Source organism: Pseudotabrizicola sp., from assembly GCF_030656345.1.
GTDB lineage: Bacteria > Pseudomonadota > Alphaproteobacteria > Rhodobacterales > Rhodobacteraceae > Pseudotabrizicola.
On the sequence record NZ_JAUSNR010000032.1, the window covers coordinates 95388 to 121606 of the forward strand.

Consider the following 26219-nt stretch of genomic DNA (forward strand, 5'->3'; position numbering starts at 1 on the left):
TCCGCGCGCGCCCGGTGCAACCCTGACTTTTCGCAGAAAAATCGCGCGATCAGCGCTACAGCACCGCCGCCACCGCCCGCTCCAGCCGCGCCACCGTGCCGGGCACATCTTTCAGCTTGTCCAGACCGAACAACCCGATGCGGAAGGTGCGGAACGCCTCACCCTCGCCCACCTGCAACGGCACCCCGGCGGCAATCTGCAACCCCTGCTCGCGGAACTTCGCGCCATTCTGAACCAAAGGGTCATCAGTATAGCTGACCACCACGCCGGGGGCCTGAAACCCCTCTGCCGCGACCGACCGCACACCCTTGTCCGCCAGCAAGCTGCGCACCGCGCGTCCCAACTCCCATTGCGCGGCCTTGGCGGCCTCAAACCCCATGTCGCGGGTTTCCACCATCGCATCGCGGAACCCCAAGATGGCATCGGTCGGCATGGTGGCATGATAGGCATGGCCACCGCCCTCATAAGCCGCCATCATCGCCCGCCATTTCTTCAGATCCACCGCGAAGCTGTTCGACGTGGTCTCGGCCAGCCGCGCCTCCGCCCGCTCCGACATCACCACCACCCCGGCGCAAGGTGAGGCCGACCAACCCTTCTGCGGGGCCGAGATCAGCACATCGACGCCGGTATCTTCCATATCCACCCAGATACAGCCCGACGCAATGCAATCGAGCACCATCAGCGCCCCCACCTCATGCGCGGCCTCGGCCACGGCGCGGATGTACTCATCGGGCAGGATGATGCCGGCGCTGGTCTCCACATGCGGCGCAAACACCGCCTCGGGCCGCGTCTCGCGGATCTTCGCGCAGACCTCCGCCACGGGCGGTGGCGCATAGGGCGCACGGGCATCATTGCCGGTCTGCCGCGCCATCACCACACTCACATCCTGCGCAAAGCCCCCGGCCTCAAAGATCTGGCTCCAGCGATACGAAAACCAGCCGTTGCGCACCACCAGCACAGACCCTTGCCCGAACTGCCGCGCCACCGCCTCCATCGCATAGGTGCCGCCCCCCGGCACCAGAGCGACAGCACTGCCCTTGTACACCTCGCGCAGCATCCCCGACACATCGCGCATCACGCCCTGAAACCGCGCCGACATGTGGTTCAGACTGCGGTCGGTGAACACGACCGAAAATTCCTCCAACCCGTCAGGGTCCACCGTTTCATGCAGTCCAGCCATGATCTCTCTCCTCTTTTGCCAGACCATAGCCCAAGCCCGCCGCAAAGAAACCCTCCCCATCATCTGTTCAAAAATATCCTCCGGGGTAGCCATTCGGTTTCGCCATCGGTTCAAAAAACCGATTGGCCGGGGGGTGGAAAACCCCCGGCGGCCTGCCCTCTACCCCAGCGGCCCCGGTCTGCGCTCTTCGGTCAAAAGCACATTGGCCTCAACGTTGCCCACCCCCGGCAAAGTCATGATCCGCCGCCGCAGCACGCGCTCGAAATCCGCGATATCGCGCGCCACCACCCGCAGGCGGTAGTCAAACAGCCCCAGCACATGCTGCACCACCTGCACCTCCGGGATCGCCGTCACCGCGCGCTCAAAATCCTCCAGCGGCACCCGCCCGCGCGTGGCCAGCTTCACCCCAAGAAACACCGTCACTCCGAACCCCAGCGCCGCGCGGTCCACCTCTACCCGCCGCCCGGCCAAAATCCCGGCCTCTTCCAGCCGTTTCACCCGCCGCCAGGCACCGGGCTGGCTCAGCCCAAGCATCCGCCCCAGCTCCCCCGCCCCCACCATGCCATCGCGTGACAAAATCCGCAGAATTCCCCTGTCCAGATCGTCCAGATCCATCATATCGGCAGCCCGTCCTGATCCTTGATGGTGGCAATCAGCATCAGCGCCTCCAGCTCGGCAATATGCGGCAGGGTCAGGATACGGCGGCGGTAAATCTCCTGGTATTGCACCATATCGCGCGCAATCACCGTCAACCGCACATCCACCCGGCCCAGAAAAGTCTCGATCGTCACCACCTCAGGCACCTCGCGCGCGGCGGCGATGAACTCGTCAAAGGCGCGGGGGTTGGTCTTGTCGAGCGTGAACCGCAATGACACCTCCACCCCATAGCCAAGCGCGCGCCAGTCAATCACGGCCGCCTCGGCCATGATCACCCCGCCGGCCCGCAACCGCTCCAGCCGCCGCCACAGCGTGGCCGGCGTCACCCCGGCGCGTTCCGCGAGTGTTGCGCGCTCCAGCGCCGGTTCGGCCAGATAGTGCCGCAGGATCCGCCGGTCCGCCTCATCCAGTTGCATGATAATTTCACCATATCAAAGATCGACGCATGAATTTTCTCAGAAAATTCGCTCTTCGTCAAACAATGCACGGCATCACGGCCAAAACCCCCTATTCTCGCCCCAGCAACCAAAGGAGACCGCCATGCGCGTGTATTATGACCGTGACTGCGACATCAACCTGATCAAGGACAAAAAGGTCGCCATCCTCGGCTACGGCAGCCAGGGCCACGCCCATGCGCTGAACCTGCGCGACTCGGGCGCGAAAAACCTCGTCGTGGCACTCCGCGAAGGCTCTCCTTCCACCAAAAAGGCCGAAGGCGAAGGCCTGAAGGTCATGGGCATCGCCGAAGCCGCGGCCTGGGCCGACCTGATCATGTTCACCATGCCCGATGAGCTGCAGGCCGAAACCTACAAAAAATACGTGCATGACAACATCCGCGAAGGCGCCGCCATTGCCTTCGCCCATGGCCTGAACATCCACTTCGGCCTGATCGAGCCAAAGCCCGGCGTCGACATCATCATGATGGCTCCCAAGGGCCCCGGCCACACCGTGCGCGGCGAATACACCAAAGGCGGCGGCGTGCCCTGCCTTGTGGCCGTCCACAATGACGCCACCGGCAAGGCGATGGAAATCGGCCTGTCCTATTGCTCCGGCATCGGCGGCGGGCGTTCGGGCATCATCGAGACCAACTTCCGTCAGGAATGCGAAACCGACCTGTTCGGCGAACAGGCCGTGCTGTGTGGCGGTCTGGTCGAGCTGATCCGCATGGGCTTTGAAACCCTTGTGGAAGCCGGATACGAGCCGGAAATGGCCTACTTTGAGTGCCTGCACGAGGTGAAGCTGATCGTCGATCTGATCTATGAAGGCGGCATCGCCAATATGGATTACTCGATCTCGAACACCGCCGAATATGGCCAGTATGTCTCGGGCCCGCGCATCCTGCCCTATGACGAAACCAAGGCCCGGATGAAAGCCGTGCTCTCCGACATCCAGTCCGGCAAATTCGTGCGCGATTTCATGCTGGAAAACGCTGTCGGCCAGCCCACGATCAAGGCCTCGCGCCGCTCGAATGACGAGCATCAGATCGAACTGGTCGGCAAGAAGCTGCGCGACATGATGCCATGGATCTCCAAGGGCAAAATGGTCGACAAGGCCCGTAACTAAGGGCGCAACCGGGGGTGCCTCAGAGCGCGCCCCCGACGCACAGCCAGACATCAGCACAGCAAAAAGCCGGGGTCATCCCCGGCTTTTTTAGACTCGTGGTGGCTCAGACTCAGTCGACGATCCGGCCTTTGTAAGAGTGTCCTCGCTGGGCGTCGATCTGAGCCGCGTGCATCGCCCGCGACTGTTCCCTCAGCGGTACCAGAAACCCCACGCCGCCATATTTGCCATCTTTGGCCAGCGTCGATTTGGGGGCATTCGGATCGTGGCGGCGCTCTTCGACGCGCGCCTTGCTGATCATGGCAAAGACCAGCACGGCCAGCATCGTGATCAGCGACAGAAACGGAATCAGGGCTCCGGCAATCATCGGACTTCCTTTCAGGATGGGCCGCCGCAGCGGCCATGCCGCGCGAAGGACTGTTGGGTGTGTTGGATTGACAACCCGCCAACCCCCGATTGGTTCCGTGCCCCCGGGTACAGCACTGGTGAAACACGCACTGGCGCAACGCGGTGCCGCCCGCTACACCGCGTTGCATGTCCATATCCTCGCCCCCCGCAATGCCCGCAACCCTGGCCGCCCCCACCCGCAATGACTGGCTGTCGATCTTCATGCTCGGTCTGATCTGGGGCGGGACGTTCATCGTTATCAGCCTTGCCCTACGCGGCTATGGGCCGGTCACGGTGGCCTGCGCGCGCACCACCTTCGGCGCGGTGGCGGTGCTGGCGCTGCTGCGGCTGACCGGGCGGCAGTTGCCGCGCAACCTGGGCGTCTGGCGCTCTGCGGTGCCGATCGGGGTGCTGTCCACCGCCCTGCCGTTCTTCCTGCTGTCCTGGGGCCAGCAATCGGTGCCCTCGGCCTTTGCCGGGTTGTCGATGGCCGCCGTGCCGCTGTTCGTGCTGCCGCTTGCGCACCGCTATTCGGACGAGCCGCTGACCCGTAGCCGCGCCATCGGCTTTGCGCTCGGTTTTGCCGGGGTACTGGTGCTGCTGGGGCCAGAGGCGTTCCGGGGCAACGGCACCACGCTGGCGCAGCTGGCCTGCCTCGGTGCCGCGCTGTCCTATGCTGTGTCTTCCATCCTCACCCGCCGTTGCCCGCCCGTTGATCCGATGGCGCTCGCCGCGGCCACGCTGATTGTGGGCGCGGTGGTGCTGATCCCGGCGATGCTGCTGGTTGAGGGCGTGCCGGGCTGGGCCGGCACCGTGCCGGGCTTTGCGATCATCTTCCTCGGGCTGGTGCCCACCGCCTTTGCCGCGCTGCTGCGGGTGACGGTGATCCGCAGCGCCGGGTCCGGCTTCATGACGCTGACCAATTATCAGGTGCCGTTGTGGTCGATGGGCTTTGGTGTGGTGTTCCTGTCAGAAACCCTGCCCGCCACCTTCTTCGCCGCCCTCGCCCTGATCCTGACCGGGCTGGCGATCAGCCAAAGCCGCAGTCTGACCCGGGGCAAAGGTTAAGAAATCCCTGACCCCAGACCATCAACCCCTTGATATCATTGGCACCACGCGGCTGTACCACAGGGGGAACCCCCTGTTACACCGCCGCCTCGACCGCCCCCACAATCTCATCCACCACCTGTACCAGCATGACCTCATCCTCACATTCCGCCATGACCCGGATCAGCGGTTCGGTGCCGGATTTGCGGATCAGAATGCGGCCCTTGCCCGCGATGCGAAGGGTATTCGCCTGAATCACCGCCTGAACCGAAGGCTGCTCCAGCGGGGTCTTGCCATCGGCAAAGCGCACGTTCTTCAGCATCTGCGGCACCGTCTCGAACTGGCGGATCAGCCCGCTGGCAGGCGCAGCCGTGCGCGCCATCTCGGCCAGAAACTGCAAGCCCGCGATCAGCCCGTCGCCGGTGGTGGCATAGTCGGTCATCACGATATGGCCCGACTGCTCGCCCCCCAGATTGAAGCCCCCGGCGCGCATCCGTTCCACCACATAGCGGTCGCCAACTGCCGTCCGCTCCAGCCCGATGCCGCGCGCGTCCAGAAACCGCTCCAGCCCGAGGTTTGACATCACCGTCGCCACCAGCGCCCCGCCGCGCAAGCGCCCGTCCGTTGCCCAGCGGGCCGCCATCATCGCCATGATCTGGTCGCCATCGGCCACGCGGCCCGTTTCATCCAGGATCATCACCCGGTCGGCGTCGCCATCAAGGCAGATCCCCACATCCGCCCCATGCGCCACCACCGCCTCGGCGGCGGTCTGGGTATAGGTGGACCCGCAGCGATCATTGATATTGGTGCCGTTCGGGCTGACGCCGACCGGCACCACCGTCGCCCCCAATTCCCACAGCACCTCTGGCGCGGCCTTGTAGGCGGCCCCGTTGGCGCAGTCGATCACCACTTTCAGCCCGTCCAGCCGCAGCCCGGCAGGAAAGGTGGTCTTGACGAATTCCTGATACCGCCCGCGCCCGTCTTCGATCCGCTTGGCGCGGCCGATGTTGGCCGCCTGCGCCAGCTGGATCTCGGCTTCCACAATCGCCTCGATCTCGGCCTCGGCCTCATCCGACAGCTTGAACCCGTCGGGGCCAAAGAACTTGATGCCATTGTCCTGATGCGGGTTGTGGCTGGCCGAAATCATCACCCCGACATCGGCGCGCATGGAACGGGTCAGAAACCCCACCGCAGGCGTCGGCACGGGTCCCAGCAGCAGCACATTCATGCCCGTACTGGTCAGCCCGGCGGTCAGCGCGTTTTCCAGCATATAGCCCGACAGCCGCGTATCCTTGCCGATCACCACCCGGTGCGCCGACCCGCCATCGCGGCGAAAATACCGCCCCGCCGCAGCCCCCAGTTTCAGAGCCATCTCGGCGGTCATCGGATAGGTGTTGGCGCGGCCGCGCACGCCATCGGTGCCAAACAGTTTGCGAGTCATGGGGTCATCCCTTCTTCTTGGTTTTGCGTGGCGGCCTGCCACAGCGTCAGCGCCGCCCGCGTCTCGGCCACGTCATGCACGCGGATCATCTGCACCCCCTGCGCCACGCCCGCCAGTGCCACGGCAATGCTGCCCGGCATCCGTCTGGCCGCGTCGTCCTCACCCGTCAGCGTTCCGATGAACCGCTTGCGGCTCGCCCCCAGCAGCACCGGCAGGCCAAGGCTGTGAAACAGGCTCAGCCGCGCCAACAGCGCAAGGTTGTGGGAAAGGGTCTTGCCAAAGCCGATGCCGGGGTCAATCGCGATGCGGTCGCGGGCAATGCCCGCCGCCTCGGCCATCGCCACACGGGCGGCCAGGGCATCGTAGACGTCGAGCAGCACATCTTCATAGGCGGGGGCATCCTGCATCCGGTCGGGCGTCAGGATGGAATGCATCAGGATCACCGGCACCCCGGCCTTTGCCACCAGTGCGGCCATCTCCGGATCAAACTGCAGCGCGGTCACATCGTTGACGATCCCCGCCCCGGCCTTCAGCGCGGCCTTTGCCACCGCCGCCTTGCGCGTGTCGACCGACACCGCCCGGTCAATCCCCGCCGCACGCAGAGCGGCGATCACCGGCACCGCCCGTGCGGTTTCCTCTGCCACCGAAACCTCAACCGCCCCCGGCCGGGTGCTCTCGCCGCCCACGTCCAGAATATCGGCCTGTGCCGCCATGGCGCGCGCCTGCATCATCGCGGCCTGCGGGTTCAGGAACTGCCCGCCATCGGAAAAGCTGTCCGGCGTCACGTTCAGAATGCCCATCAGCCGGGGCCGGTCCATGCTGAGCCCGGCAAAATCGGCGCGCGGGGCCATCAGCGGCGACAGCAAGCTGGGCGAGGCTTCCGATGCGGGCACCACCACCGGCGCGCGGCCACGCTCCAGAATTTCAAGGTGGGTAAAGCGGCACCAGCCGCCGGCCAGCACAATGGCGTCAGTGGGGCGGGCGGCATCATGCAGCGGGAGGGGGCGGATATATGTCATCCGCCCGGATTAGGCCCCATTGCGGCGCTTTGGCAAGCGGTGTGCTTAACCCTTTTCCACCGGAACGCGGCTTCCCGCCGGAAGTGCAACATTCCCGTGAACGATCAGCCCCTGCGCCGCCATCTCTTCGGCCAGCCACAGGGCCAGTGCCACGGCTTCTGCCGATTTCGGCCCGTCCACCGCGTCCAGCACCATTTTCGACGGGGCCCAGACCACGGATTGCCCGCGCTTGATCGCCCAGTCAATTTCGGTGCGGGTGGCCACCACCACACAGCGGGCATCCCGCGCGGCGAGGGTCCATGCGTTCTGCTCAATCGCCAGCAGGTCAATCCGGCGCTGTGTCGGGCGGTGCCCGGTTTGCGGGCGGGCCGCGTCGGGCAGACCCACGGTCAGGATCAGCGGCGCACCCCGCGCCAGCAGGCTGTCCAGCCGCGCGGTCAGGTCATCCCCGGCAATCGCCGCATTGTCCAGATGCACCACCAACGGATGCACCGCCGCCTCAAGCCCGTCCTGCCCGACCACGCGCAACGGCACCTCGGCACGTGACCGCACAATTTCGACCCCAAGTTTATACGGCCCGATATCCAGCTTTTCGATCCGCACAAAGGCGCGCATCGCCTGCGGTTCGGCAAGAATCCGCTCCGCCACCCGTTCAGCGAGGGTTTCAAGCAGGTTCAGACGCTCTGCCGCCAATTCATGCGCGATGGCCCAGGTGATCCGGTCATAGGACAGGATGCGGTCGACATCATCATTCAGCGGGGCGGTCACCGGGGCCACTTCGACCACCACATTGAACATCACGCGCTGTTTGTGGCCGCGTTCCTGCTGAAACGCGCCGATATCCACCTCGACCACATGGTCGCGCAGGGAAATCCGGTCGCGCGGGTCGGCACTGGCCGAGGCCTGGCTGCGCTCTTCCGGGTGGGCAAAGGCGAGGCGGATGTCGCTGGTCATCTGGCCCCCCATCGGCCCACAAGGGATCGGGGGCAGGTTACACCCTGCCCCCGCATCCGATAGCCCTAGGACGACACGGGGCGCAAGCCCTGCGACATCTGAAATCAGGCGCCGGGCTGGCGATAGAACAGATGCGCGCCGATTGCTGCCGTGCGCGGAAAGCGGTGCGCCCAACGCGGGTTTACCGCCCGGGTGTGGAAATGGGTCGCCCCGGCGGTCAGCCCGCGCGGCGCGCCGTTCAGCATGATCGCCGCAATCCGGCCCGCCTTGTCAGCAGCCTGCCGGTCGCGCATCACATCGCTGTTGCCATCGCAGACATAGCTGAACTGGCACCCGCCGCCACCGCCTTGCCGGACAACGCCGCAGACCGAATTGGGGTATTCGCGGCTGTCGACCCGGTTCAGGATAACCTCGGCCACCGCAAACTGGCCCTTCAGGCTTTCGCCGCGTGCCTCAAAGTACAGGGCGTTCTGCAGGCATTGCCATTGCTGGTCGCCCTTGGGAACGGGCTGGGTGGCAAGAAATGTCTCTTCATAGCGGATCAGCACCGGCTGGGCGGGCTCATCGGTATGGGCAGGCTTGGCCGCCTTTTCCGTCTTTTCGGGCTTTGCAATTCTGGGGCCGGTCGCAAGGGCGGCCATCCGGTCCTGCCCCACCGCCCCGACCGTCGCATGTTCTGCCCCCATAAGGGATGCCATCTGCTCTGCCATGCCCAGTTCAGGGCTGTTGGACTGGCTCACCGTCACCTCGGCGAAGGCCGCTCCACCCGTGGCACAGACTGCCACCGCAGCCGAGGCCATGATTTGTCGCAAGCGCATTGTCTCGTGTTCCGTTCTGTTGCCTTTGGTCTGCACAACCCCGCAAAAGGCGTAAGGTCGCGCAACAGCCGCTGCTCATACTGCAGGGTCTGGGGCCGAGTCCACCGAAGTGGCAAAAGTGCAACTGTTTCCGGGCCGTGATCGGCGGATTCTTGCGCAAAAGTTAAGAAACAATGTGAAGAACGCCGCGCATACACATGATATTGCGGTGTTTTTAGCTTTGACTACAAGGGTCCGTCAGCGCCAGATGCGCCGCTGCCAGCCGCGCAAGCGGCACGCGGTATGGCGAACAGGACACGTAATCAAACCCCGCTTTGCGGCAAAAGGCGATTGATTCGGGGTTGCCGCCATGCTCGCCACAGATCGAGACCGTCAGATCCGGGCGGGTCTTGCGCCCGCGCTCTGCCCCGATCAGCAGCAGTTCCCCCACCCCGTCCACATCCAGAATATGGAACGGATCTTCGGGAAACACGCCCTGCTGCACATAGGTGTTCATGAACCGCCCGGCATCATCGCGCGACAAGCCATAGGTCATCTGGGTCAGGTCATTGGTGCCGAACGACAAAAATGCCGCATGCTGGGCGATTTCACCGGCGCGCAGGGCGGCGCGCGGGGTTTCCACCATCACCCCCAGCTTGTAGTCGAAATCCATCCCCGCCTTGACCCGCACCGCCGCCGCAACAGCATCGACGCGGGTTTTCACCAGTTCGACCTCACGCCGCGCGCTCACCAGCGGGATCATGATTTCCGGCACCACCGCAGCGCCACGCCGGGCCACCTCGACCGTGGCCTCAAAGATCGCCTGCGCCTGCATGTCATAGATCTCCGGCAGCACCACCCCCAGCCGCACGCCGCGCATGCCCAGCATCGGGTTGAACTCGGTCAGCGCCTCGGCGCGGCGGGTGACTTCCGACAACGGCTTGTCCAGCGCCTCGGCCAACTCGCGCAAGCCTTCGCGGCTGTGGGGCAGGAATTCGTGCAAGGGCGGGTCGAACAACCGGATACAGACCGGCAAACCCGCCATTATTTCAAAGAGTTGCACAAAGTCCGCCCGCTGCATCGGCAAAAGTCGCGCCAAAGACGCGGCCCGGTCCTGCGAGGTGTCGGCAAAGATCATCTCGCGCATCGCGACCAGACGGTCTTCTTCAAAGAACATATGCTCGGTCCGGCACAGCCCGATGCCTTGCGCGGCAAACTGGCGGGCGGTGGCGGCATCGGCGGGGGTGTCGGCATTGGCGCGCACGCCGATATCGCGGAACTCATCCGCCCAGCCCAGCAAGGTCTGAAAATGGCTGTCCAGCGCCGGGGCCAGCATATCGACCGCCCCCGCCAGCACCTGCCCGGTGGTGCCATCGACCGTGATCACATCGCCTTCGCCAAAGCTGCGGCCTTCGGCGTGGATGCGTTTGTTCTTGCCGTCCAGCCGCAGATCGGCGCCCACCACACAGGGCAGGCCCAGACCGCGCGCGATCACCGCCGCATGGCTGGTCACGCCGCCGCGTTCGGTCAGCACCCCGGCCGAGGAATGCATACCGCGAATGTCCTCAGGCGCGGTTTCGCGCCGCACCAGAATGCACGGCTCGCCCCGCGCCTCACTGGCCTGCGCGGCTGCCGAGGAAAACACGATCCGCCCCACCGCCGCCCCCGGGCTGGCGGCAATGCCGCGTGCGATCACATCGCGCAGCCCGCGCGGATCGACCTGCGGGTGCAGAAGTTCGGACAGCGCGCGCGGCTCTACCCGCAGCACCGCGTCTTCGCGCGCGATCACCCCGTCGGTCGCCAGGGCCACCGCGATGCGCAGCCCCGCCCGGGCCGAGCGTTGCACCTTTATCGCGTCGAGCACGGCCAGACGGCCATCTTCAATGGTGAATTCAATCTGCATCTCTTCGCGCAGCCGCGCGCGGCAGGCCGCACCATGGCGGATCAGATCGGCCACCAATTCGGGGGCAATCTCTTCCAGCGAGGGCCCGCGCGCATCGCGGGTCAGGAACATCGCCTGCGAGGCCTGCAGCGCATCGCGGCCCTGCCCCTGGCCCAGATAGCGCCCGGTGATCTGCGGCTCCCCCGTCACCGGGTCGACGAACTGCACCACGCCGGAACCGGAAATCCCCTGCCCCAGCCCCTGCGCCATCGCCTGCACCACCAGCCCCAACGGCGCATCCACCGGCGCGCCCTTGGCCTGCCGCAACAGGCGGGCGGTGGTGCCCTCCCACGCGCGGGCCATGCTGCGCAACACTTCCGACAGCTGCCGCGCCGGGTCTTGCGGAAATTCCTCATCCATTTCCGTCTGATACACCTGCAACGCCGCCGTCACCGCCTCGGGCGAGGGCGCAGTGGCGGCGAACATGTCGGGATCCAGCCGGGCGACGTGGGTGGCATAGGATTGCACAAAGCGCAGATAGATCGCATCCGCCGCCTGCTGCCCGTGCCGAGCCGCCAGCGCCTTGTGCCGTTCGGCATTCAGCCCGATGTTCAGCACCGTGGCAGGCCCGCCCCAATCGGGGTTTTCAGGGCTTGGCCGGACCGAGATCAGGGGCGCCGGGCCGAAATGCGCCATGATCGCCGCACAATCCACCGGCGTGCCCGCCGCGATACCGCGCACCGTAAGGGCAGGCAGCGCCACGGTCAGCGGCACCGGCAGATCCAGCCGCACCAGCCGCTGCAGGCATTTCGCCCGCCAGCCATGCGCCACCCGGTCGATCCGCGCCGAAGGGGTCACCTCGGTAAAGGCGACCATCGGGTCAAGGCTGGGGATGGTAAGTTTCTGCACCGCGGCAATCCTTCTGCTCGTGCCGACACTACACCGATTCTCGGGTCTGGCAAGGATTGGGGTCGGCAGGATCGGGGACTGGCACAAGGCCGGTTGCGCGCGGGACTGATGGGGTAAGGGGGGCTTTCCGCCCCCCTCGTCGTTTCGCGCCTCACCCCCCGAGGATATTTAGGAACAGATGATGTCAGCCGTCGAGTTTGGTCAGGTCGGCGACCGACAGGCAGATCGTGCGGATGCGGTGCAACAGGTTCAGCCGGTTGCGGCGGAGGATCGGGTTGTCGGCATTGATCTGGGTGGCGGTGAAGAAGGCGTCAATCGGGCCGCGCAGCTTGGCCATGGCCTGCATGGCGGTGGTGAAGTCTTCAGCGGCCATCGCGGGGGCGATGGTGGCTTCCGCTGCATCAAGGGCGGCGAACAGCGCGCGTTCCGCATCGGTTTCGGCGAATTTCGGATCGGCCCCGAAGGAGTATTCCACCCCATCCGCCTTTTCCGCCTGCGTCAGAATGTTGCTGGCGCGTTTATAGCCCTGCACGAGGTTCTGGCCGTCTTCGGTTTGCAGCGTGGCCTGCAAGGCCGTGGCGCGCTTGACCAGCAAGGTCAGGTCGTCATTGCCGGGCATGGCGAGGCAGGCGTCGATGACATCGTGGCGGATGCCCTGGTCTTTGAGGAAGACTTTGAGGCGGTCGTGGAGGAAGGTGAGGAGAGCTTTTGTGGTTTGAACTTTGTAGTCGTCGGCACTTTCAAACTCAAAACCGCTCCAAACAATAGCTGTGTGGTCATCCAAATAATTTTGAAAGTCAGTGAGAACCGTTCCAAGCGTTAGTCTTGTCGCACTGCCCAACACCAACCTCAACACCCCCAACGCCGCCCTGCGCAGCGCAAACGGGTCTTTCGATCCCGTGGGCTTTTCATCAATCGCCCAGAACCCGGTCAGCGTGTCGATCTTGTCGGCCAGTGCCACCGCGACGGACACCGGGTCGGTCGGCACTGCATCCGATGGCCCCAGCGGGGAATAGTGGTCGCGGGCGGCGTTGGCCACCGCGTCGGGCTCGCCCATCTCGCGGGCGTAGTACATGCCCATCAGCCCCTGCAATTCCGGGAACTCGCCGACCATGGCCGAGCGCAGGTCGAGCTTGGCCAGCCGTGCCGCGCGTTCCGCCAGATCGGGGTCAGCCCCGACCATCGGCGCAATCTCGCGTGACAGCGCCGCGATGCGCGCGATGCGGTCGGACTGGCTGCCCAGTTTGTTGTGGAAGGTGACGGCTTTCAGCCCCTCCTCCCACTCGCCCATGCCCGCGCGTGCCACGCGCAAGTCATTCTCCCAGAAGAATTTCGCATCCGACAGCCGGGCCGCCAGAACCTTCTGGTTGCCTTTCAGGATCGTCTCGCCATGATCTGCCGTGACGGTATTGGCGACGGTGACAAAGCCCTCGATCCGCCCCGTCTTCGGGTTGCGGACGGAGAAGAACTTCTGGTGTTCCTTCATCGAGGTCTGCAAAACCTCCGCTGGCAGGCCGAGGAAATCATCGGCAATGCGGCCCATCAGCGGCACCGGCCATTCGACAAGGCCCGCCACTTCCGCCAGCAGGCCCGCGTCTTCGACCAGTTCCATCCCGGCGGCGAAGGCCAGTGTCTGCGCCTCAGCCCGGATCGCGTCTTCGCGCTCGGCTGAATCCAGAATGACATGCGCGCGCTTGAGCTTTGCCGCGTAATCCTCGAAATTGTTTACCGAAAATGCGCCCGGCGACAGGAAGCGGTGGCCACGGGTGGTGTTGCCCGCGACAATGCCATCGACGCTCACCGGCACCACTTCGGCCCCGCCTTCATCGGTCAACAGGCACAGGATGGCGTGCAGCGGGCGCACCCAGCGCAGGGTGCCATTGCCCCAGCGCATCGATTTGGGCCATGGGAAGGTGCGGATCGTGGTTTCCAGCACTTCGGCGATGATGTCCGGGGCCATGCGGCCCGGGCGGGTGATCACTGCAAAATAGACCTCGCCCTTCTTGTCGGCGCGTTTTTCCAGCTGGTCCAGCGTCAGCCCGGTAGAGCGCAGGAAGCCTTCGACCGCAGCGGCGGGCGCCGACACACTGGGCCCCTTGCGCTCTTCGCGCACGGCGCGGGACTCAGCGCTCAGCCCCTCTACCGCAAGGGTCAGGCGGCGCGGCGTGGAAAAGGCGGCTGCGTGGGCATAGGTCAGCCCGGCCCCGACCAGACCATCGGTCACCAGCTTTTTCAGGTCATCGCGGGCGCGGGCCTGCATGCGGGCCGGGATTTCCTCGGAAAACAATTCGATCAGCAGATCAGACATCGGATCAATCCTCGGCAGCGGGGTTCAGCTGATGCCAGGCAAAGGCCCGGCCATCGGGGAAGACGGCGACCACGCGGTCTATATCAGCGGCGACGTTGGATTGCGACAGAAAGGCAAGCGCTTCGCCCCGTTCCAGCGCGGTGCCGATTTCCACAGCATCAAAGCAATCAAACCAGCCGGGGGCGACCAGCGGCACCGCCCCGTCATAGGCGATATAGGTTTCGGACAGCATGGCCTGCGTCATCGGCGTGGTGAAACAGGCGCGGAACCGCAGCGGGCTGCTCTCCGCGTCGATGCCGGTGACACCTTCGGCGAGGATCGGTTCCGGCTGGCCGGATTCGATGGTGGTGAGCAGAATCTCCTGCCCCGGGGTGAAGCTGACCGGCTCGTAAAACGCGTAGATCTGCAGATACCAGATCGCCACCCCTGCCAAAGCTGCTGAAATCACGATCGCCCCCGCTGCTATCTTGCCGTTCATGCCGACACCACGGCGTCTGCGCCGGCGTCCGTGAGGCGGAAGGCATCGGCGCAGGCCTTGGCCAGCGCCCGCACCCGGCCAATATAGGCCTGCCGTTCGGTGACAGAGATCACCCCGCGCGCGTCGAGCAGGTTGAACAGATGGCTGGCCTTGATGCACTGGTCGTAGGCCGGATGCGCCATGATGATGCGCTTGCCGGTCTTCGGGTCCTCGGGCGGAAAGGCCAGCAGGCGGGCGCATTCGGCCTCGGCATCCTCAAAATGGCGCAGAAGCTGCGCGGTGTCGGCCGCGTCGAAGTTGTGGCGCGAGTATTCTTCCTCGGTCTGGCGGAAGATATCGCCATAGGTCAGCGGGATGGGCGCGGATGGATCATTGAACGGCATGGTCATCACATGATCAATGCCCAGCACATACATCGCCAGACGCTCCAGCCCGTAGGTCAGCTCTCCGCTCACCGGGCGGCAGTCATGGCCGCCGACCTGCTGGAAATAGGTGAACTGGCTGACCTCCATCCCGTCGCACCAGACCTCCCACCCCAGACCCCAGGCGCCGAGCGTGGGCGATTCCCAGTCATCCTCGACAAAGCGGATGTCGTGCAGCGCGGGGTCAAGGCCGATGGCGCGCAACGACCCCAGATACAGGTCCTGCAAGTCCGGCGGAGAGGGTTTGATGATCACCTGATATTGATAGTAATGCTGCAGGCGGTTCGGGTTTTCGCCATAGCGCCCGTCGGTCGGGCGGCGCGACGGCTGCACATAGGCGGCAGCCCATGGCGTTGTGCCCAGAGACCGCAGCGTGGTGGCCGGGTGAAAGGTGCCTGCCCCCACCTCCATGTCGTAAGGTTGCAGGATCGCGCAGCCTTTGGCCGCCCAATAGGCCTGAAGGCGCAGGATAATCTCCTGAAACGACCGAGGCGTGGTGATTGCGTCGTGATCCGTACCCGAAAGCGGCGTGTCTGACATGATGGTGACCCCCGGTGGCACGTAAAAGCCTTGAAATGCACGGCTGTCATAGGCAAGAGGCGGGACAGGGTCAATGCGCCGCCGCGCGCCTTTCGGGGCATGGGGTGATTTGCGCCGGACGGCCGGGGCATCTGCCCCGGCAAAGCACAGGCCGCGCCGCCAGTCGGGTGGATCGCGGGAACCGAAGGGAACGGAACGGAATGCTGCGCGCGACACTTGGGATCTGGATGATGGCCGCAACGCTTTGGGCCGGGATGGCCGCCGCGCAACAGCAATCCTGGGTGCAGGTCGAAGCCCAGCCGACGCTGGCCGAAGCGCAGGAGCGGGCAAGCGCCTATGCGGCCGCGTTCCCCGATGTGGTCGGCTATCTGCTGGGGTCGCGCTGGTACGGTATCGCCCTTGGCCCCTACGCCCCCGAAGAGGCCGCCCAGCGGCTGGCCGACCTGCGGCGCGAAAACCTGATCCCGGCGGACAGCTATCTGACCGACGGCACCAATTTCCGCGACCAGTTCTGGCCGGTCGGCGGCGCGCAGGCCGCACCGCTGGCCACGCCGCTGGCCCCCGATCTGCCGGTCGAGGTGGCCCCGCTGCCGGAGCTGAGCGTCGAGGCAGCCCCCGAAGCCCCCGCCCCACCCGCCGACGAAACCTTGGCCGAAGCCCGCAGGTCCGAAGCGGCGCTGAGCCTTGAAGACCGGCAGGAGCTGCAACGCGCCCTGCAATGGGATGGCTATTACACCGCCGCCATCGACGGCGCTTTCGGCCCCGGCACCCGCAATTCGATGGCCGACTATCAGACCGCAATGGGGCTGGAGCCGACCGGCGTGCTGACCACGATTCAGCGCGATATGCTGGTGGCCAACTGGCGGGCCGATCTGGCGGAATACGGGTTCGAGACCGTGTCCGAAACCGAGTCCGGCATCGAGATCACCCTGCCGCTGGCTCTGGTCCAGTTCGACCATTACGAGCCGCCCTTCGTGCATTACGCGCCCAAAGCGCCGGGCGGGATGCAGGTGATCCTGATCTCGCAACCCGGCGACACCGCCGCGCTGTATGGTCTGTATGATGTGCTGCAGACCCTGACCATCATTCCGCAGGACGGCGCGCGCAGCCGGTCCGAGCGGTCGTTCGAGATCAACGGCACCTCAGCCACCACCCGCAGCTATGCCTTTGCCGAAACCCGCGCCGGGCTGGTCAAAGGCTATCTTCTGGTCTGGTCGCCCGATCAGCAGGATCAGGCCGCCCGTGTGCTGGCGCAGATGCAATCCAGCTTCCGCGCGTTGGGCAACCGCGCGCTGGACCCCGGCATGGTGGCGATGACCGACGCCGCCCGCCGTGGTCTGCTGGCCGGGCTGGATGTGCGGCGGCCCAAACTCTCCGCTTCGGGTTTTTACGTCGATGCCACCGGCCGGGTGCTGACCACGGCGGCCACCGTGGCAAACTGTGGCCGCATCACGCTTGACGGGCTGACCGAGGCGCGCGTGGACTTTGCCGACACCACCACCGGCACCGCCCTGCTGACCCCCGCCACCCCACTTTCCCCGCCCGCCGTGGCCGGGTTCCAGACCACGCCCGACCGGGTGGGATCGCAGATCGCGGTCGCGGGCTACACCTATGGCGACAGCCTGCCCGCCCCGGTGATCACCTTTGGCCTGCTGGAAGAGTTGCAGGGCCTGAACGGTGAGGCCGGGGTGAAGCGTCTGGGCATCACCACCCTGCCCGGCGATGCCGGTGGCCCGGTGCTGGATGGCACCGGCGCGGTGCTGGGCATGCTGATGCCGCGGGACGCGGACCCGGCCCGTGTGCTGCCCGAAGGCGTCGAATTCGCCGCCTCGGCCAGCAGTCTGCAACAGATGCTGGGCGCGCGCGGTATTGCCCTGAGCGAGACCACCGCCACCGGCGCACTGGCCCCCGAAGACCTGACGCGCAAGGCGACGGGGATGACGGTGCTGGTCAGCTGCTGGGAATGAAGGGGGCGCGTGAGCGTCTGGCCGCGCGCGTGACCCTTGGCGTCGCAGGGGGGCCAGCCCCCCGACGCTTCGCTCCTCTCCCCGGGATATTTCTGAACAGATGATGGGCCGGTTCAGGTCTGCCAGAACCGGCGCATGAACAGGACGTAGACCGACAGCAGCTCCAGTCGGCCGACCAGCATGCCCGCCATCATCATCCATTTGGCCGATGTGGGGAAACCTGACACCGCCCCGGTGGCCCCCACCTCGCGACCAAACACCGGGCCGACGTTGGCGATGCTGGTCCAGGCGGCGGTGACGGCGGTCTTGAACTCCAGCCCGGTCAGCGACAGCGCCACCGAAAGCAGGCCGAAGGTCAGGATGAACAGGGTGAAGAACACGATCACCGAATCCACCACATCCTGCCCCACCGTGCGCCCGGCATAGCGCAGCGGGTTGACCGAGGACGGGTTGTGCAACCGCTTGATCTGCACCTTGATCGCCTCGAACAGGATCAGATAGCGGAACACCTTGACCGAACACCCCGTGGATGAGGTACAGCCGCCGATCAGCCCGACAAGGATCAGGATGACAAAGGGAAATGTGCCCCAGCCCGACAGATCGACGCTGGAAAATCCGGTGCCCGAAAAGGTCGACACCACGTTGAAGGCCGACTCGCGCAGCAAAGGGCCAAAGGCCATGCCATGCGTCGCCACCTCGTACAGAACCACTGCCAGCACCGCATAAAGGTTCCAGCGCAGATAGGCCCGCACCTGCGGGTCCTGCCAGATCGGCAGGAAGATGCCTTGCGCCAGCTGCACAAAGCGGATGAACGGCAGGCTGCCCAGCAGCATGAACGCCACCGCCGCATATTCCAGCGGCCCCTGAAACATGCCGAAAGACGCATCATGGCTGGACATGCCCCCGGTCGACACGGTCGTCAGCGCGTGCATCACCGCGTCAAACCCGCTCATCCCCAGGGCGAAATAGGTCATCGCGCAGGCCACCGTCAGCCAGACATAGATCTGGATCAGCGCGGACGAGATATCGAGCGCGCGCGGCAGCACCTTGCCCAGTGTGTCAAAGCCTTCGGAGCGGAAGAATTGCATCCCCCCCACCTTCATCACCGGCAGGAACAGCAGGGCCACGATCACAATCCCCAAGCCCCCCAGCCATTGCAGGATGCCGCGCCACAGGTTCGCCCCCAGGGGCAGCGCATCCAGACCCGCAATGACGGTTGTGCCGGTGGTGGTCATCCCCGACACCGATTCGAACAGCGCATCGGTGGCCGACAGACCCGGTGCCCCCAGCATCAGCGGCAGCGCGCCAAAGGCCGGCATCGCGACCCAGACCCCGGTGGTCAGAAGGAAAATCTGCTGCAGGCTCATCGATCCGCCCGCCCCGTTGGCCGAGGCCAGCGCGGTCGCCCCCCCCGCCACAAGGCACAGGATCGACGCCTGCACAAAAGCCTGCCAGTTCGGATCACCCGCCGCCCGGTCCAGCGCCATCGGGAACAGCATGAACACCCCCATGGCTGCCACCAGAAGGCCGATCACATAGGTCACAGGGCGCACGTCGATCATGACCCGAGCCTTGGCGAAGCCCCGCGCCCGAGTCAATCAGGCAGGGGGCAGGCAGGGACATCAGGCCCGCCAGAACGACGGCAAAGCCACAACCAGCACCGCCAGCAACCCCAGCCGCCCCAACAGCATAGCCAGTGTCATCAGCCATTTCGCGGCACTGGGAAAATCGCGGAAGGTGCCGGTATCGCCCAGCATCGGGCCGTAGCCATAGCCGATATTGCCCAACGCGCTCCAGATCCCGAACAGCGCAGAAATCATGTCGACCCCGGCCAGCGACATCGCCACCGTCAGCATGCCAAGGATCAGGATATAGCCGGTCACATACAGCATCAGGGCGTTGATCACCTCATCCTCGACCCGCCGCCCGGCGTAGCGCACCGGCGCGATCCGCTGCGGCGACTGGATGCGGGCGATCTGGCTTTGCACCGCCGCCCAGGCCACCTGCACCCGGAACACCGACAGCGCGCCGGATGATGACCCCGAACAGCCGCCGATCAGCCCGACGATCAGCGCCACCGCCATCGAATAGCCGCCCCACCCGGCGAAAGATCCGCTGAAAAACCCGGTGCCGGTGATGATCGACACCAGATTGAACAGCGCCTCGCGCAAGGCAGGCTCAAACCCCATGTCCGATGTCAGCACCCGCCACAGCGTCACGCTGGCCACCGCGTAGACTGTCCAGCGCAGCAATGCCCAGACCTGTGCGTCCCACAGCACCGCGCCGCGCTGGCCGGTGACCATCCGGGCGTAAAGGATATAGGGGAAACTCCCCAGCAGCATGAACAGCGCGCCCGCATATTCCGCAGCCCCCGGATATTTGCCGAACGACGCATCCGCCGGGGAAAACCCGCCCGTCGCAATGGTGGCCGCGCCGTTCACAACCGCGTCCAGCCAGCTCATCCCCAGCGCCAGATAGGTCGCGATGCACAAAAGCGTCAGCCCGGCATAGACCGCCAGCAGCGCCCGCGCGATATCGGTCGCGCGTGGCAGCGCCTTGCCCAGCGTGTCAAACCCTTCGGTGCGGAAAAACTGCATGCCGCCGACCCGCATCACCGGCAGAAAGATCATCGCCACAAAGGCGATGCCAAGCCCGCCGATCCAGTTCAGCATGCCGCGCCACAGGTTCATGCCGGGCGGCAACGTGTCCAGCCCCACAATCACCGTGGCCCCGGTGGTCGTCATGCCCGACGCGGCTTCAAAATACGCGTCGGTGAAGCCCAGACCCGGCGCGCCCAGCGCAAAGGGCAGGCAGGCAAACAGCGGCAACCCGGCCCAGACCAGCACGGTCAGCAGATAGGCCTGACGGATATTCAGCCGCGAAAGGTCCGCATTCGCCGTCGCAATCCGCAGGCCAAGCCCGACGCCGCCGCTGATCAGCGCGCTTTCCAGAAAATCGCCTGCGTTCGGCAGGTTGGCCCAGAAATCAACCAGCGCCGGAACCAGCATCATGGTGGCCAGAAAGATCAGCAGGCTGCCGATCACATTCGCAAGGGGCCGGATGTCGACCATGATGGCCGTGTTCTCTGCCCCCTTGCGCAGATCGTCAAGGACGATCCACGCAAGGCAAACCCGTCAGCCGATGTGAAACAGCGACTGGAACAGGCGCGGGTCCAGACTGTCCTGCGCGAATGTTGCGCCTTCGGTCAGCAGGCTGACCGCATCATGGCTGTGCAGGCTTTCCTGATGGCTGGCCAGCACCCGGAAATCACCGATGCGCGGATCGCGTTTAAGCACCGCGCAGAACAGCCGCGCGGCATCCTCGACAAAGATCGGGTTGGCGGCGTTCAGCTCGGCGAAGGCCTGTTCATCCTCGCGCTTGACCATCACCTGCGTTTCCGTGACCACGGCGGCGCGGGCGATTTCCACCAGATCCTCAACCGACAACTGATCGTCCAGCACCTCGACCGACATCCGCGCCACCGACCGCTGCGAATGCGGTGTGGCCAGCTGGCCGCGCGTGGTGCGGGCGTGTTCTGCCAGTTCAAGGCTGCAAGGGCAGGTGCTGGAATAAACATAATCCAGATGCACGATCTTTTTGCGCACCCCGGCCTGTTCCACCAGCTCGAACGCCACATCGTAATATTGCCAGCCCGACAGGCCGGACCGCAGCGACGCCACCTTCATCGGATATGAGAACCGCATCTGGATGCGCGCGTCAAAGCTGCCCAGATCGGCTTTGTAATCCTCCAGTGCGTCCTCGATCACTGCGAAACCAAAGGCGCGGTCGGCATGGGCGTAGAATGACCGCATGATGCGGCTCATGTTGATGCCCTTCTTCCCGGCCTCAAGGCTGACCGTGCCGGTCACGCTGGTTTCCAGCAGCACGGGGGCTGCGTCACGGGTCTGATACCGGATCGGCAGGCGGAAATTGGAAATACCCACATGCTGAATGCGCTGCCGCTCGCCCCGGATCAGGCTGGCGGGGCCGTTCTGCAGATCGGGCAGGCTGTCCTTGTAGGCCGGCGTCACCACAAAGCCCTGCGGATAGGCGCGGCTGAACGCCGGGCCACCGGCATCCGGCAGCAGATAGCCCACCGACGGCTCCAGCGTGGCGATCTCGTCATCCGAAGACCGCGTCGCCCATTGCCGCAGCACGGCAAGGGCTGCCTCGGCCTCATCACGGCTTGGCTTGCGGTCGATCTCGGGGGTGTGGATGTTCATCGGGGTCGGTCCTTCCGGTTCAGGCCGGGCGCGTGCCGCGGGCCGTCAATGTCAACAGGTATACGCAGGCCGGCCCGCGTCGGATCAGTGGCCGGGGCACAATGGGCCTGCGACATATGCCGCAGCCCCCTCGTGTTCCGACAAAGTATATGGGGCCGACAGCCCCGCAGACAAGTCTTGGTTCCCCGACCTCAGGCCTGTTCCAGCCCGCGCATCAGATCGCCGATCAGATCGCCCGCATCCTCCAGCCCGACCGACAGCCGGATCAGCCCCGGCGTGATGCCAAGCGCGTCCTTCTGATCCTGCGGCAGGCGCTGGTGGGTGGTGGTTGCGGGATGGGTGACGATGGTCTTGGCATCGCCCAGATTGTTGGAGATCTTGGCAATTTCCAGCGCGTTCAGGAACCGGAACGCCGCCTCTTTCCCCGCCGCCACGTCAAACGCCACCAAAGTCCCGCCCGAGCCCATCTGCGCCATCGCAAGCGCATGCTGCGGGTGGCTGTCCAGCCCCGGATAAATCACCGAGGCCAGCTTTTCATGCCCCTTCAGGGCTTTTGCAATCTTCAAAGCCGACTCCGCCATCGCCCGGCAGCGCAGATCCAGAGTCGCCATGCCGTTGAGCATGATCCAGCTTGTGAAGGGCGACATGCTGCCGCCGGTGTGCTTCATGTAAGGTTCCAGCACCTTGCGGACAAAGGCTTCGGTGCCGCAGACCACGCCGCCCAGCGCCCTGCCCTGCCCGTCGATATGCTTGGTGGCGGAATAGACGATCACATCGGCACCCTGATCGACCGCGCGGGAAAAGATCGGCGTGGCGAAAACATTGTCCACCACCACCAACGCGCCCGCCGCATGGGCAATCTCTGACACCGCGCGGATATCGACCAGTTCCAGCGTCGGGTTGGACATCGACTCGAAGAACACCGCCTTGGTGCCCGGCACCACGGCCGCGCGCCACTGGTCCAGATCAGTGCCGTCCACAAAGGTGACGCGAACACCAAACCGCGTCAGCACCTCTTCCAGCACATAGAGGCACGACCCGAACAGCGCGCGCGCGCTGACAACATGGTCCCCCGCCCGCAGCATTGCCGTCAGCGCGCCCGACACCGCCGCCATACCGCTTGCGGTGGCAAAGGCATCTTCGGTGCCTTCCAGCGCGGCAATACGCTCTTCGAACATCCGCGTGGTCGGATTGCCATAGCGGGCATAGATGAACTCATCCGGCCCCGCCTGCACGAAACGCGCCTCGGCCGCTTCGGCGGTCGGGTAGACAAAGCCTTGCGTCAGGAAAATCGCCTCGGCCATCTCGCCGTACTGGCTGCGGCGGCTGCCCTCATGCACCAGTTTCGTGCGCGTGTTCCAAGTGTCAGACATGCCGTCCCCTCAGGCAAAAGAAAAACCCCGAAACCGGCAAAGGTTCCGGGGGATGCGCCCAGGACCCTTTTAGCGGAATGTTTAACGTGGCCCGCAATCCGGTAACAAAGCACCACAAAACGCGGCATACGCCTTTGCCCCCGCCCGGTCAACGCCCTTGCGCGCGCTGTCACAAAGCCCGCACGCCTGCGGATTGCTGCTTTGGAAATACTCCCGCGCGGAGCGCTCCCGCACCCCCCACCCGTGCAACCATGCAGACAAAAGCGCTACTCGCCCTTTTCGCCCGCCTCTTCCGGCTCGATCAGGAACCGCTGCAGCGCAAAGATCTGCCACCACAGGAACGCCATCAGCGCGACCGGCATGGCAAAGGTTTCCAGCTTGACCCAGGTATCGGTCGACATCGTGCGCCAGATGAACTCATTCGCCACCGCCAGCGCCACGAACATCAGACACAGCCGCCGGGTCAGGATCATCCAGCCCTCGCGCTGCATCGGCAGCAGGTCACCGATGACATATTCCAGCCAGCTCTGCCCGCGCAGCAAGCCGATGCCCAGCAGGGCGGCAAGGCAGCCATAGACAATGCTGGTCTTCATCTTGAAAAACCGCTCGTCATTGAAATACGCGGTCAGCCCGCCGAAGAAGATCACCATGAACGCGGTGAACACCTGCATCCGGCTGATGGTGCCGGTCAGCGCCCACAGGATGCCCATGGCCACCAGAAGGATCGGCACAAACACCAGTGCGGCGATGATGAACCCGGAATACTCGGTGCCCGCGATGGTGAAGGTGTCTTCCTTTATCCACAGATAGATCAGGAAAAAGGCCAGCGTCGGCCCCAGTTCCAGCACCTGTTTTGTCACTGCATTGATCTTGCGCTCTGCCATTTGTTATCCCGCCTGCACCATGATTGCCCCGCCCGCCACGCCTGCCATCAGCAAGGCGCGTGCAAAGCCCACTTTTTCACCCAGTATCGCCCAGCCGATCACCGCCGCAAAGACCGTAGAGGTTTCGCGCAGCGCCGCAACCTCTCCGACCTTGCCCAAGCGCGTGGCCAGCATGACCCCGCCAAAGCTGACAAAGGCCACCAGCGCCCCGATCATCCCGCGCAGCACCAAAGGCCCCGCCGGGGGCAAAGCCGCACCGATCCCGCGCCACAGCCGCCAGCCGACCAGCAGCGGAAAGTCGATCGAGGTGATCAGGAAAAACCACGCAAGGAAGGTGAACGGGTCCGGCGTCAGCCTTATGCCCCAGGCGTCATAGGTGGTGTAGACCGCCACCAGAAGCCCGCCCGCAAAGGCCCAGGCCAGCCCGGCCCGCAGCGCCCCGCGCGCCACCACCCCGCCGCGCAGGTTCAGCGCCGCAAGCGCCAGGATCGAGGCCGACAGGATCGCCACCCCCAGCCATTGCAGCGCGCCGTACCCCTCGCCCAGAAAGATCGCCGCGAACGCAAGCGTCGCCAGCGGCCCGGTGCCGCGCACCACCGGATAGACCACGGTGAACGCCGCCCGCTCATAGGCCAGTGCCATCGTCAGCTTATAGGCGAAATGAATGCCAAGCGCACCCAGCAGCACCAGCCATTCCACCCCCTGCGGCCATGGCACGAGGAACAGCGCCACGGGGGCCGAAAAAACCGCGATCCACAGATCAATCGACCCGCGCGTGACCCAAGGGTCATGCCGCCCCTTTTGCAAGGCCCCGAACACCGCATGGGCAAAGGCCGAGGTCAGCGCCAGCATCAGCGCCAGCCGCAGCCCTTCGGGCGTGCCTTCAAGAGAGAGGAGCCATTGAGACATGAAAGCTTCGTCCTTGCTGGACCCGCCGGGGGCTTTGCCCCCGGACCCCCAGAATATTTAGAAACAGATGATGAGGTTAAGTGTCGAGCCCGACGAGGGCACGCGCGAAATCATCGGGGTCAAAGGGGGCGAGGTCGTCAATCTGCTCGCCGACCCCGATGGCGTGGATCGGCAGGCCGAACTTGTCGGCCAGTGCCACCAGCACGCCACCCTTGGCGGTGCCGTCCAGCTTGGTCATCACCAGACCCGAGACATCGGCGATCTTGCGGAAGATCTCGACCTGAGCGATGGCATTCTGGCCGGTGGTGGCGTCCAGCACCAAAAGCGTGTTGTGCGGCGCTGTGGGGTCCACCTTGCGCAGCACCCGCACGATCTTGGCCAGTTCTTCCATCAGGTCGGCGCGGTTCTGCAACCGGCCTGCGGTGTCGATCATCAAAAGGTCGGCCCCGTCAGCGCGCGCCTTGGTAAAGGCGTCAAACGCCAGACTGGCCGGATCTGACCCTTCGGGTGCGGTCAGCACCGGCACGCCCGCGCGGGTGCCCCAGACCTGCAACTGTTCGACCGCCGCCGCACGGAAGGTGTCACCCGCCGCGATCACCACCGACTTGCCCGCCGCCTTGAACTGGCTGGCCAGCTTACCGATCGTCGTGGTCTTGCCCGAGCCGTTGACGCCCACCACCAGCACCACCTGCGGTTTGGTGGGATAGAGCGGCAAGGGCCGCGCCACCGGGGTCATGATCCGGGCCACTTCAGTCGCCAAGGCCTGCCGCAACTCGGTGGCCGAGATCTTCTTGCCATAGCGGCCTTCGGCGATGTTGGCACTGACCCGCAGCGCGGTATCGACGCCCATATCGGCCTGAATCAGCACATCCTCCAGGCTTTCCAGCATCGCGTCATCCAGCTCGCGCCGGGGTTCCTCGACCCCGGGGGCGGAGAACAACCGCCCCAGCAGGCCGGGCTTTGCGCTGTCGGGCTGCGGTGCCGCTGTGCTGCCGATCTCTTGCGGGGCAAGCCCCTCGCCCGCGCCCGTGTCAGCGACCAGCGCCTCCAGCCCATCGCCGATCTTGTCCGACGAGCGGAACATCTTGTCGCGCAGTTTCTTGAAGAATGTCATCGGGGCCCCGGTCCTGTGACGGCACTTTCCTTCACCTAAGCCCAAACCGCCCCCGATGGAAGGCTTTGCCGGACAGATCCGCCCGGCAAGGCCTGCACGGACCGGCGACGCCGCACCACGCCTGAGCGACCGCATCGCCATGGAAAGGCCGGAAACCTGTGCTAAAAG

The 26219-nt window shown here is 65.1% G+C and carries 22 protein-coding genes and 1 riboswitch; of the genes, 3 read left to right on the forward strand and 19 right to left on the reverse strand.

Features of this window, described 5'->3' with window-relative positions; genetic code table 11:
- Nucleotides 1–55: 55 nt before the first annotated feature.
- From Q7J44_RS18345 to Q7J44_RS18355, 3 genes are all read right to left on the reverse strand, one after another.
- The gene (locus Q7J44_RS18345) at nucleotides 56–1180 is read right to left on the reverse strand and encodes an aminotransferase class V-fold PLP-dependent enzyme (protein WP_304882395.1); all 1125 of its coding nucleotides are present in this window, start codon (nucleotides 1178–1180) and stop codon (nucleotides 56–58) included.
- Between the two features lie 159 nt (nucleotides 1181–1339).
- Entirely contained in the window at nucleotides 1340–1798 is a 459-nt protein-coding gene (locus Q7J44_RS18350; RefSeq protein ID WP_304882397.1) for an Lrp/AsnC family transcriptional regulator, read from the reverse strand.
- Nucleotides 1795–2253 (reverse strand): Lrp/AsnC family transcriptional regulator, encoded by a 459-nt coding sequence (locus Q7J44_RS18355; RefSeq protein ID WP_304882399.1) that lies wholly within the window; start codon nucleotides 2251–2253, stop codon nucleotides 1795–1797. The genes Q7J44_RS18350 and Q7J44_RS18355 overlap by 4 nt, the downstream gene beginning before the upstream one ends.
- A 124-nt stretch (nucleotides 2254–2377) precedes the next feature.
- Here Q7J44_RS18355 and ilvC point away from each other — a divergent pair, with 124 nt between their 5' ends.
- Nucleotides 2378–3400: a ketol-acid reductoisomerase gene (ilvC, locus tag Q7J44_RS18360; RefSeq protein ID WP_304882401.1), complete on the forward strand. Its 1023-nt coding sequence runs from the start codon at nucleotides 2378–2380 to the stop codon at nucleotides 3398–3400.
- Between the two features lie 109 nt (nucleotides 3401–3509).
- On the opposite strand, the gene Q7J44_RS18365 is transcribed toward ilvC, so the two are convergent.
- Nucleotides 3510–3764 carry a hypothetical protein gene (locus tag Q7J44_RS18365; RefSeq protein WP_304882403.1) on the reverse strand — a complete coding sequence of 85 codons (255 nt, stop codon included), beginning with the start codon at nucleotides 3762–3764 and terminating at the stop codon, nucleotides 3510–3512.
- Between the two features lie 191 nt (nucleotides 3765–3955).
- Between Q7J44_RS18365 and Q7J44_RS18370 the strand changes: the two genes are divergently transcribed.
- Complete coding sequence (locus Q7J44_RS18370) at nucleotides 3956–4852, forward strand: DMT family transporter (protein WP_304882405.1); 897 nt, start codon at nucleotides 3956–3958, stop codon at nucleotides 4850–4852.
- A gap of 76 nt (nucleotides 4853–4928) precedes the next feature.
- Here the strand turns inward: Q7J44_RS18370 and glmM are convergent, their stop codons facing one another.
- The 8 genes from glmM to Q7J44_RS18410 all read right to left on the reverse strand — a co-directional run bounded on the left by glmM (nucleotide 4929) and on the right by Q7J44_RS18410 (nucleotide 15581).
- Nucleotides 4929–6272 carry a phosphoglucosamine mutase gene (gene glmM, locus Q7J44_RS18375; protein WP_304882407.1) on the reverse strand — a complete coding sequence of 448 codons (1344 nt, stop codon included), beginning with the start codon at nucleotides 6270–6272 and terminating at the stop codon, nucleotides 4929–4931.
- Nucleotides 6269–7291 carry a dihydropteroate synthase gene (gene folP, locus Q7J44_RS18380; protein WP_304882408.1) on the reverse strand — a complete coding sequence of 341 codons (1023 nt, stop codon included), beginning with the start codon at nucleotides 7289–7291 and terminating at the stop codon, nucleotides 6269–6271. The genes glmM and folP overlap by 4 nt, the downstream gene beginning before the upstream one ends.
- A gap of 45 nt (nucleotides 7292–7336) precedes the next feature.
- Nucleotides 7337–8245, reverse strand: a complete 909-nt coding sequence (locus tag Q7J44_RS18385; protein ID WP_304882409.1) for a dihydroneopterin aldolase — start codon at nucleotides 8243–8245, stop codon at nucleotides 7337–7339.
- 104 nt (nucleotides 8246–8349) lie between these two features.
- The gene (locus Q7J44_RS18390) at nucleotides 8350–9063 is read right to left on the reverse strand and encodes a cell wall hydrolase (protein WP_304882410.1); all 714 of its coding nucleotides are present in this window, start codon (nucleotides 9061–9063) and stop codon (nucleotides 8350–8352) included.
- Nucleotides 9064–9277: 214 nt separating this feature from the next.
- Entirely contained in the window at nucleotides 9278–11800 is a 2523-nt protein-coding gene (locus Q7J44_RS18395) for a putative PEP-binding protein (protein WP_370693039.1), read from the reverse strand.
- A gap of 217 nt (nucleotides 11801–12017) precedes the next feature.
- The gene (gene glyS / locus Q7J44_RS18400) at nucleotides 12018–14141 is read right to left on the reverse strand and encodes a glycine--tRNA ligase subunit beta (RefSeq protein ID WP_304882412.1); all 2124 of its coding nucleotides are present in this window, start codon (nucleotides 14139–14141) and stop codon (nucleotides 12018–12020) included.
- Nucleotides 14142–14145: 4 nt separating this feature from the next.
- Entirely contained in the window at nucleotides 14146–14619 is a 474-nt protein-coding gene (locus Q7J44_RS18405) for a DUF6446 family protein (protein WP_304882415.1), read from the reverse strand.
- The gene (locus Q7J44_RS18410) at nucleotides 14616–15581 is read right to left on the reverse strand and encodes a glycine--tRNA ligase subunit alpha (RefSeq protein ID WP_304882417.1); all 966 of its coding nucleotides are present in this window, start codon (nucleotides 15579–15581) and stop codon (nucleotides 14616–14618) included. The genes Q7J44_RS18405 and Q7J44_RS18410 overlap by 4 nt, the downstream gene beginning before the upstream one ends.
- A gap of 200 nt (nucleotides 15582–15781) precedes the next feature.
- Here Q7J44_RS18410 and Q7J44_RS18415 point away from each other — a divergent pair, with 200 nt between their 5' ends.
- A complete protein-coding gene (locus Q7J44_RS18415) occupies nucleotides 15782–17548 on the forward strand; it encodes a serine protease (protein WP_304882419.1) in 1767 nt (588 codons plus the stop codon).
- Nucleotides 17549–17661: 113 nt separating this feature from the next.
- Here the strand turns inward: Q7J44_RS18415 and Q7J44_RS18420 are convergent, their stop codons facing one another.
- From Q7J44_RS18420 to ftsY, 7 genes are all read right to left on the reverse strand, one after another.
- Nucleotides 17662–19110, reverse strand: coding sequence for a TrkH family potassium uptake protein (locus tag Q7J44_RS18420; RefSeq protein ID WP_304882421.1), 1449 nt, complete (start codon nucleotides 19108–19110; stop codon nucleotides 17662–17664).
- Between the two features lie 60 nt (nucleotides 19111–19170).
- On the reverse strand, nucleotides 19171–20619 hold the full coding sequence (locus tag Q7J44_RS18425) for a TrkH family potassium uptake protein (protein ID WP_304882423.1): 1449 nt from the start codon (nucleotides 20617–20619) through the stop codon (nucleotides 19171–19173).
- A gap of 63 nt (nucleotides 20620–20682) precedes the next feature.
- Nucleotides 20683–21771: a GTP cyclohydrolase FolE2 gene (folE2, locus tag Q7J44_RS18430; protein WP_304882425.1), complete on the reverse strand. Its 1089-nt coding sequence runs from the start codon at nucleotides 21769–21771 to the stop codon at nucleotides 20683–20685.
- 191 nt (nucleotides 21772–21962) lie between these two features.
- The gene (gene metZ / locus Q7J44_RS18435; protein WP_304882427.1) at nucleotides 21963–23144 is read right to left on the reverse strand and encodes an O-succinylhomoserine sulfhydrylase; all 1182 of its coding nucleotides are present in this window, start codon (nucleotides 23142–23144) and stop codon (nucleotides 21963–21965) included.
- 48 nt (nucleotides 23145–23192) lie between these two features.
- A riboswitch (SAM riboswitch) is annotated at nucleotides 23193–23270 on the reverse strand.
- Nucleotides 23271–23410: 140 nt separating this feature from the next.
- Nucleotides 23411–24028 carry an inner membrane-spanning protein YciB gene (locus Q7J44_RS18440; protein WP_304882428.1) on the reverse strand — a complete coding sequence of 206 codons (618 nt, stop codon included), beginning with the start codon at nucleotides 24026–24028 and terminating at the stop codon, nucleotides 23411–23413.
- Between the two features lie 3 nt (nucleotides 24029–24031).
- Nucleotides 24032–24937, reverse strand: a complete 906-nt coding sequence (locus Q7J44_RS18445) for a DMT family transporter (protein ID WP_304882430.1) — start codon at nucleotides 24935–24937, stop codon at nucleotides 24032–24034.
- A gap of 76 nt (nucleotides 24938–25013) precedes the next feature.
- Nucleotides 25014–26051, reverse strand: coding sequence for a signal recognition particle-docking protein FtsY (gene ftsY, locus Q7J44_RS18450; protein ID WP_304882432.1), 1038 nt, complete (start codon nucleotides 26049–26051; stop codon nucleotides 25014–25016).
- Nucleotides 26052–26219: the final 168 nt, after the last annotated feature.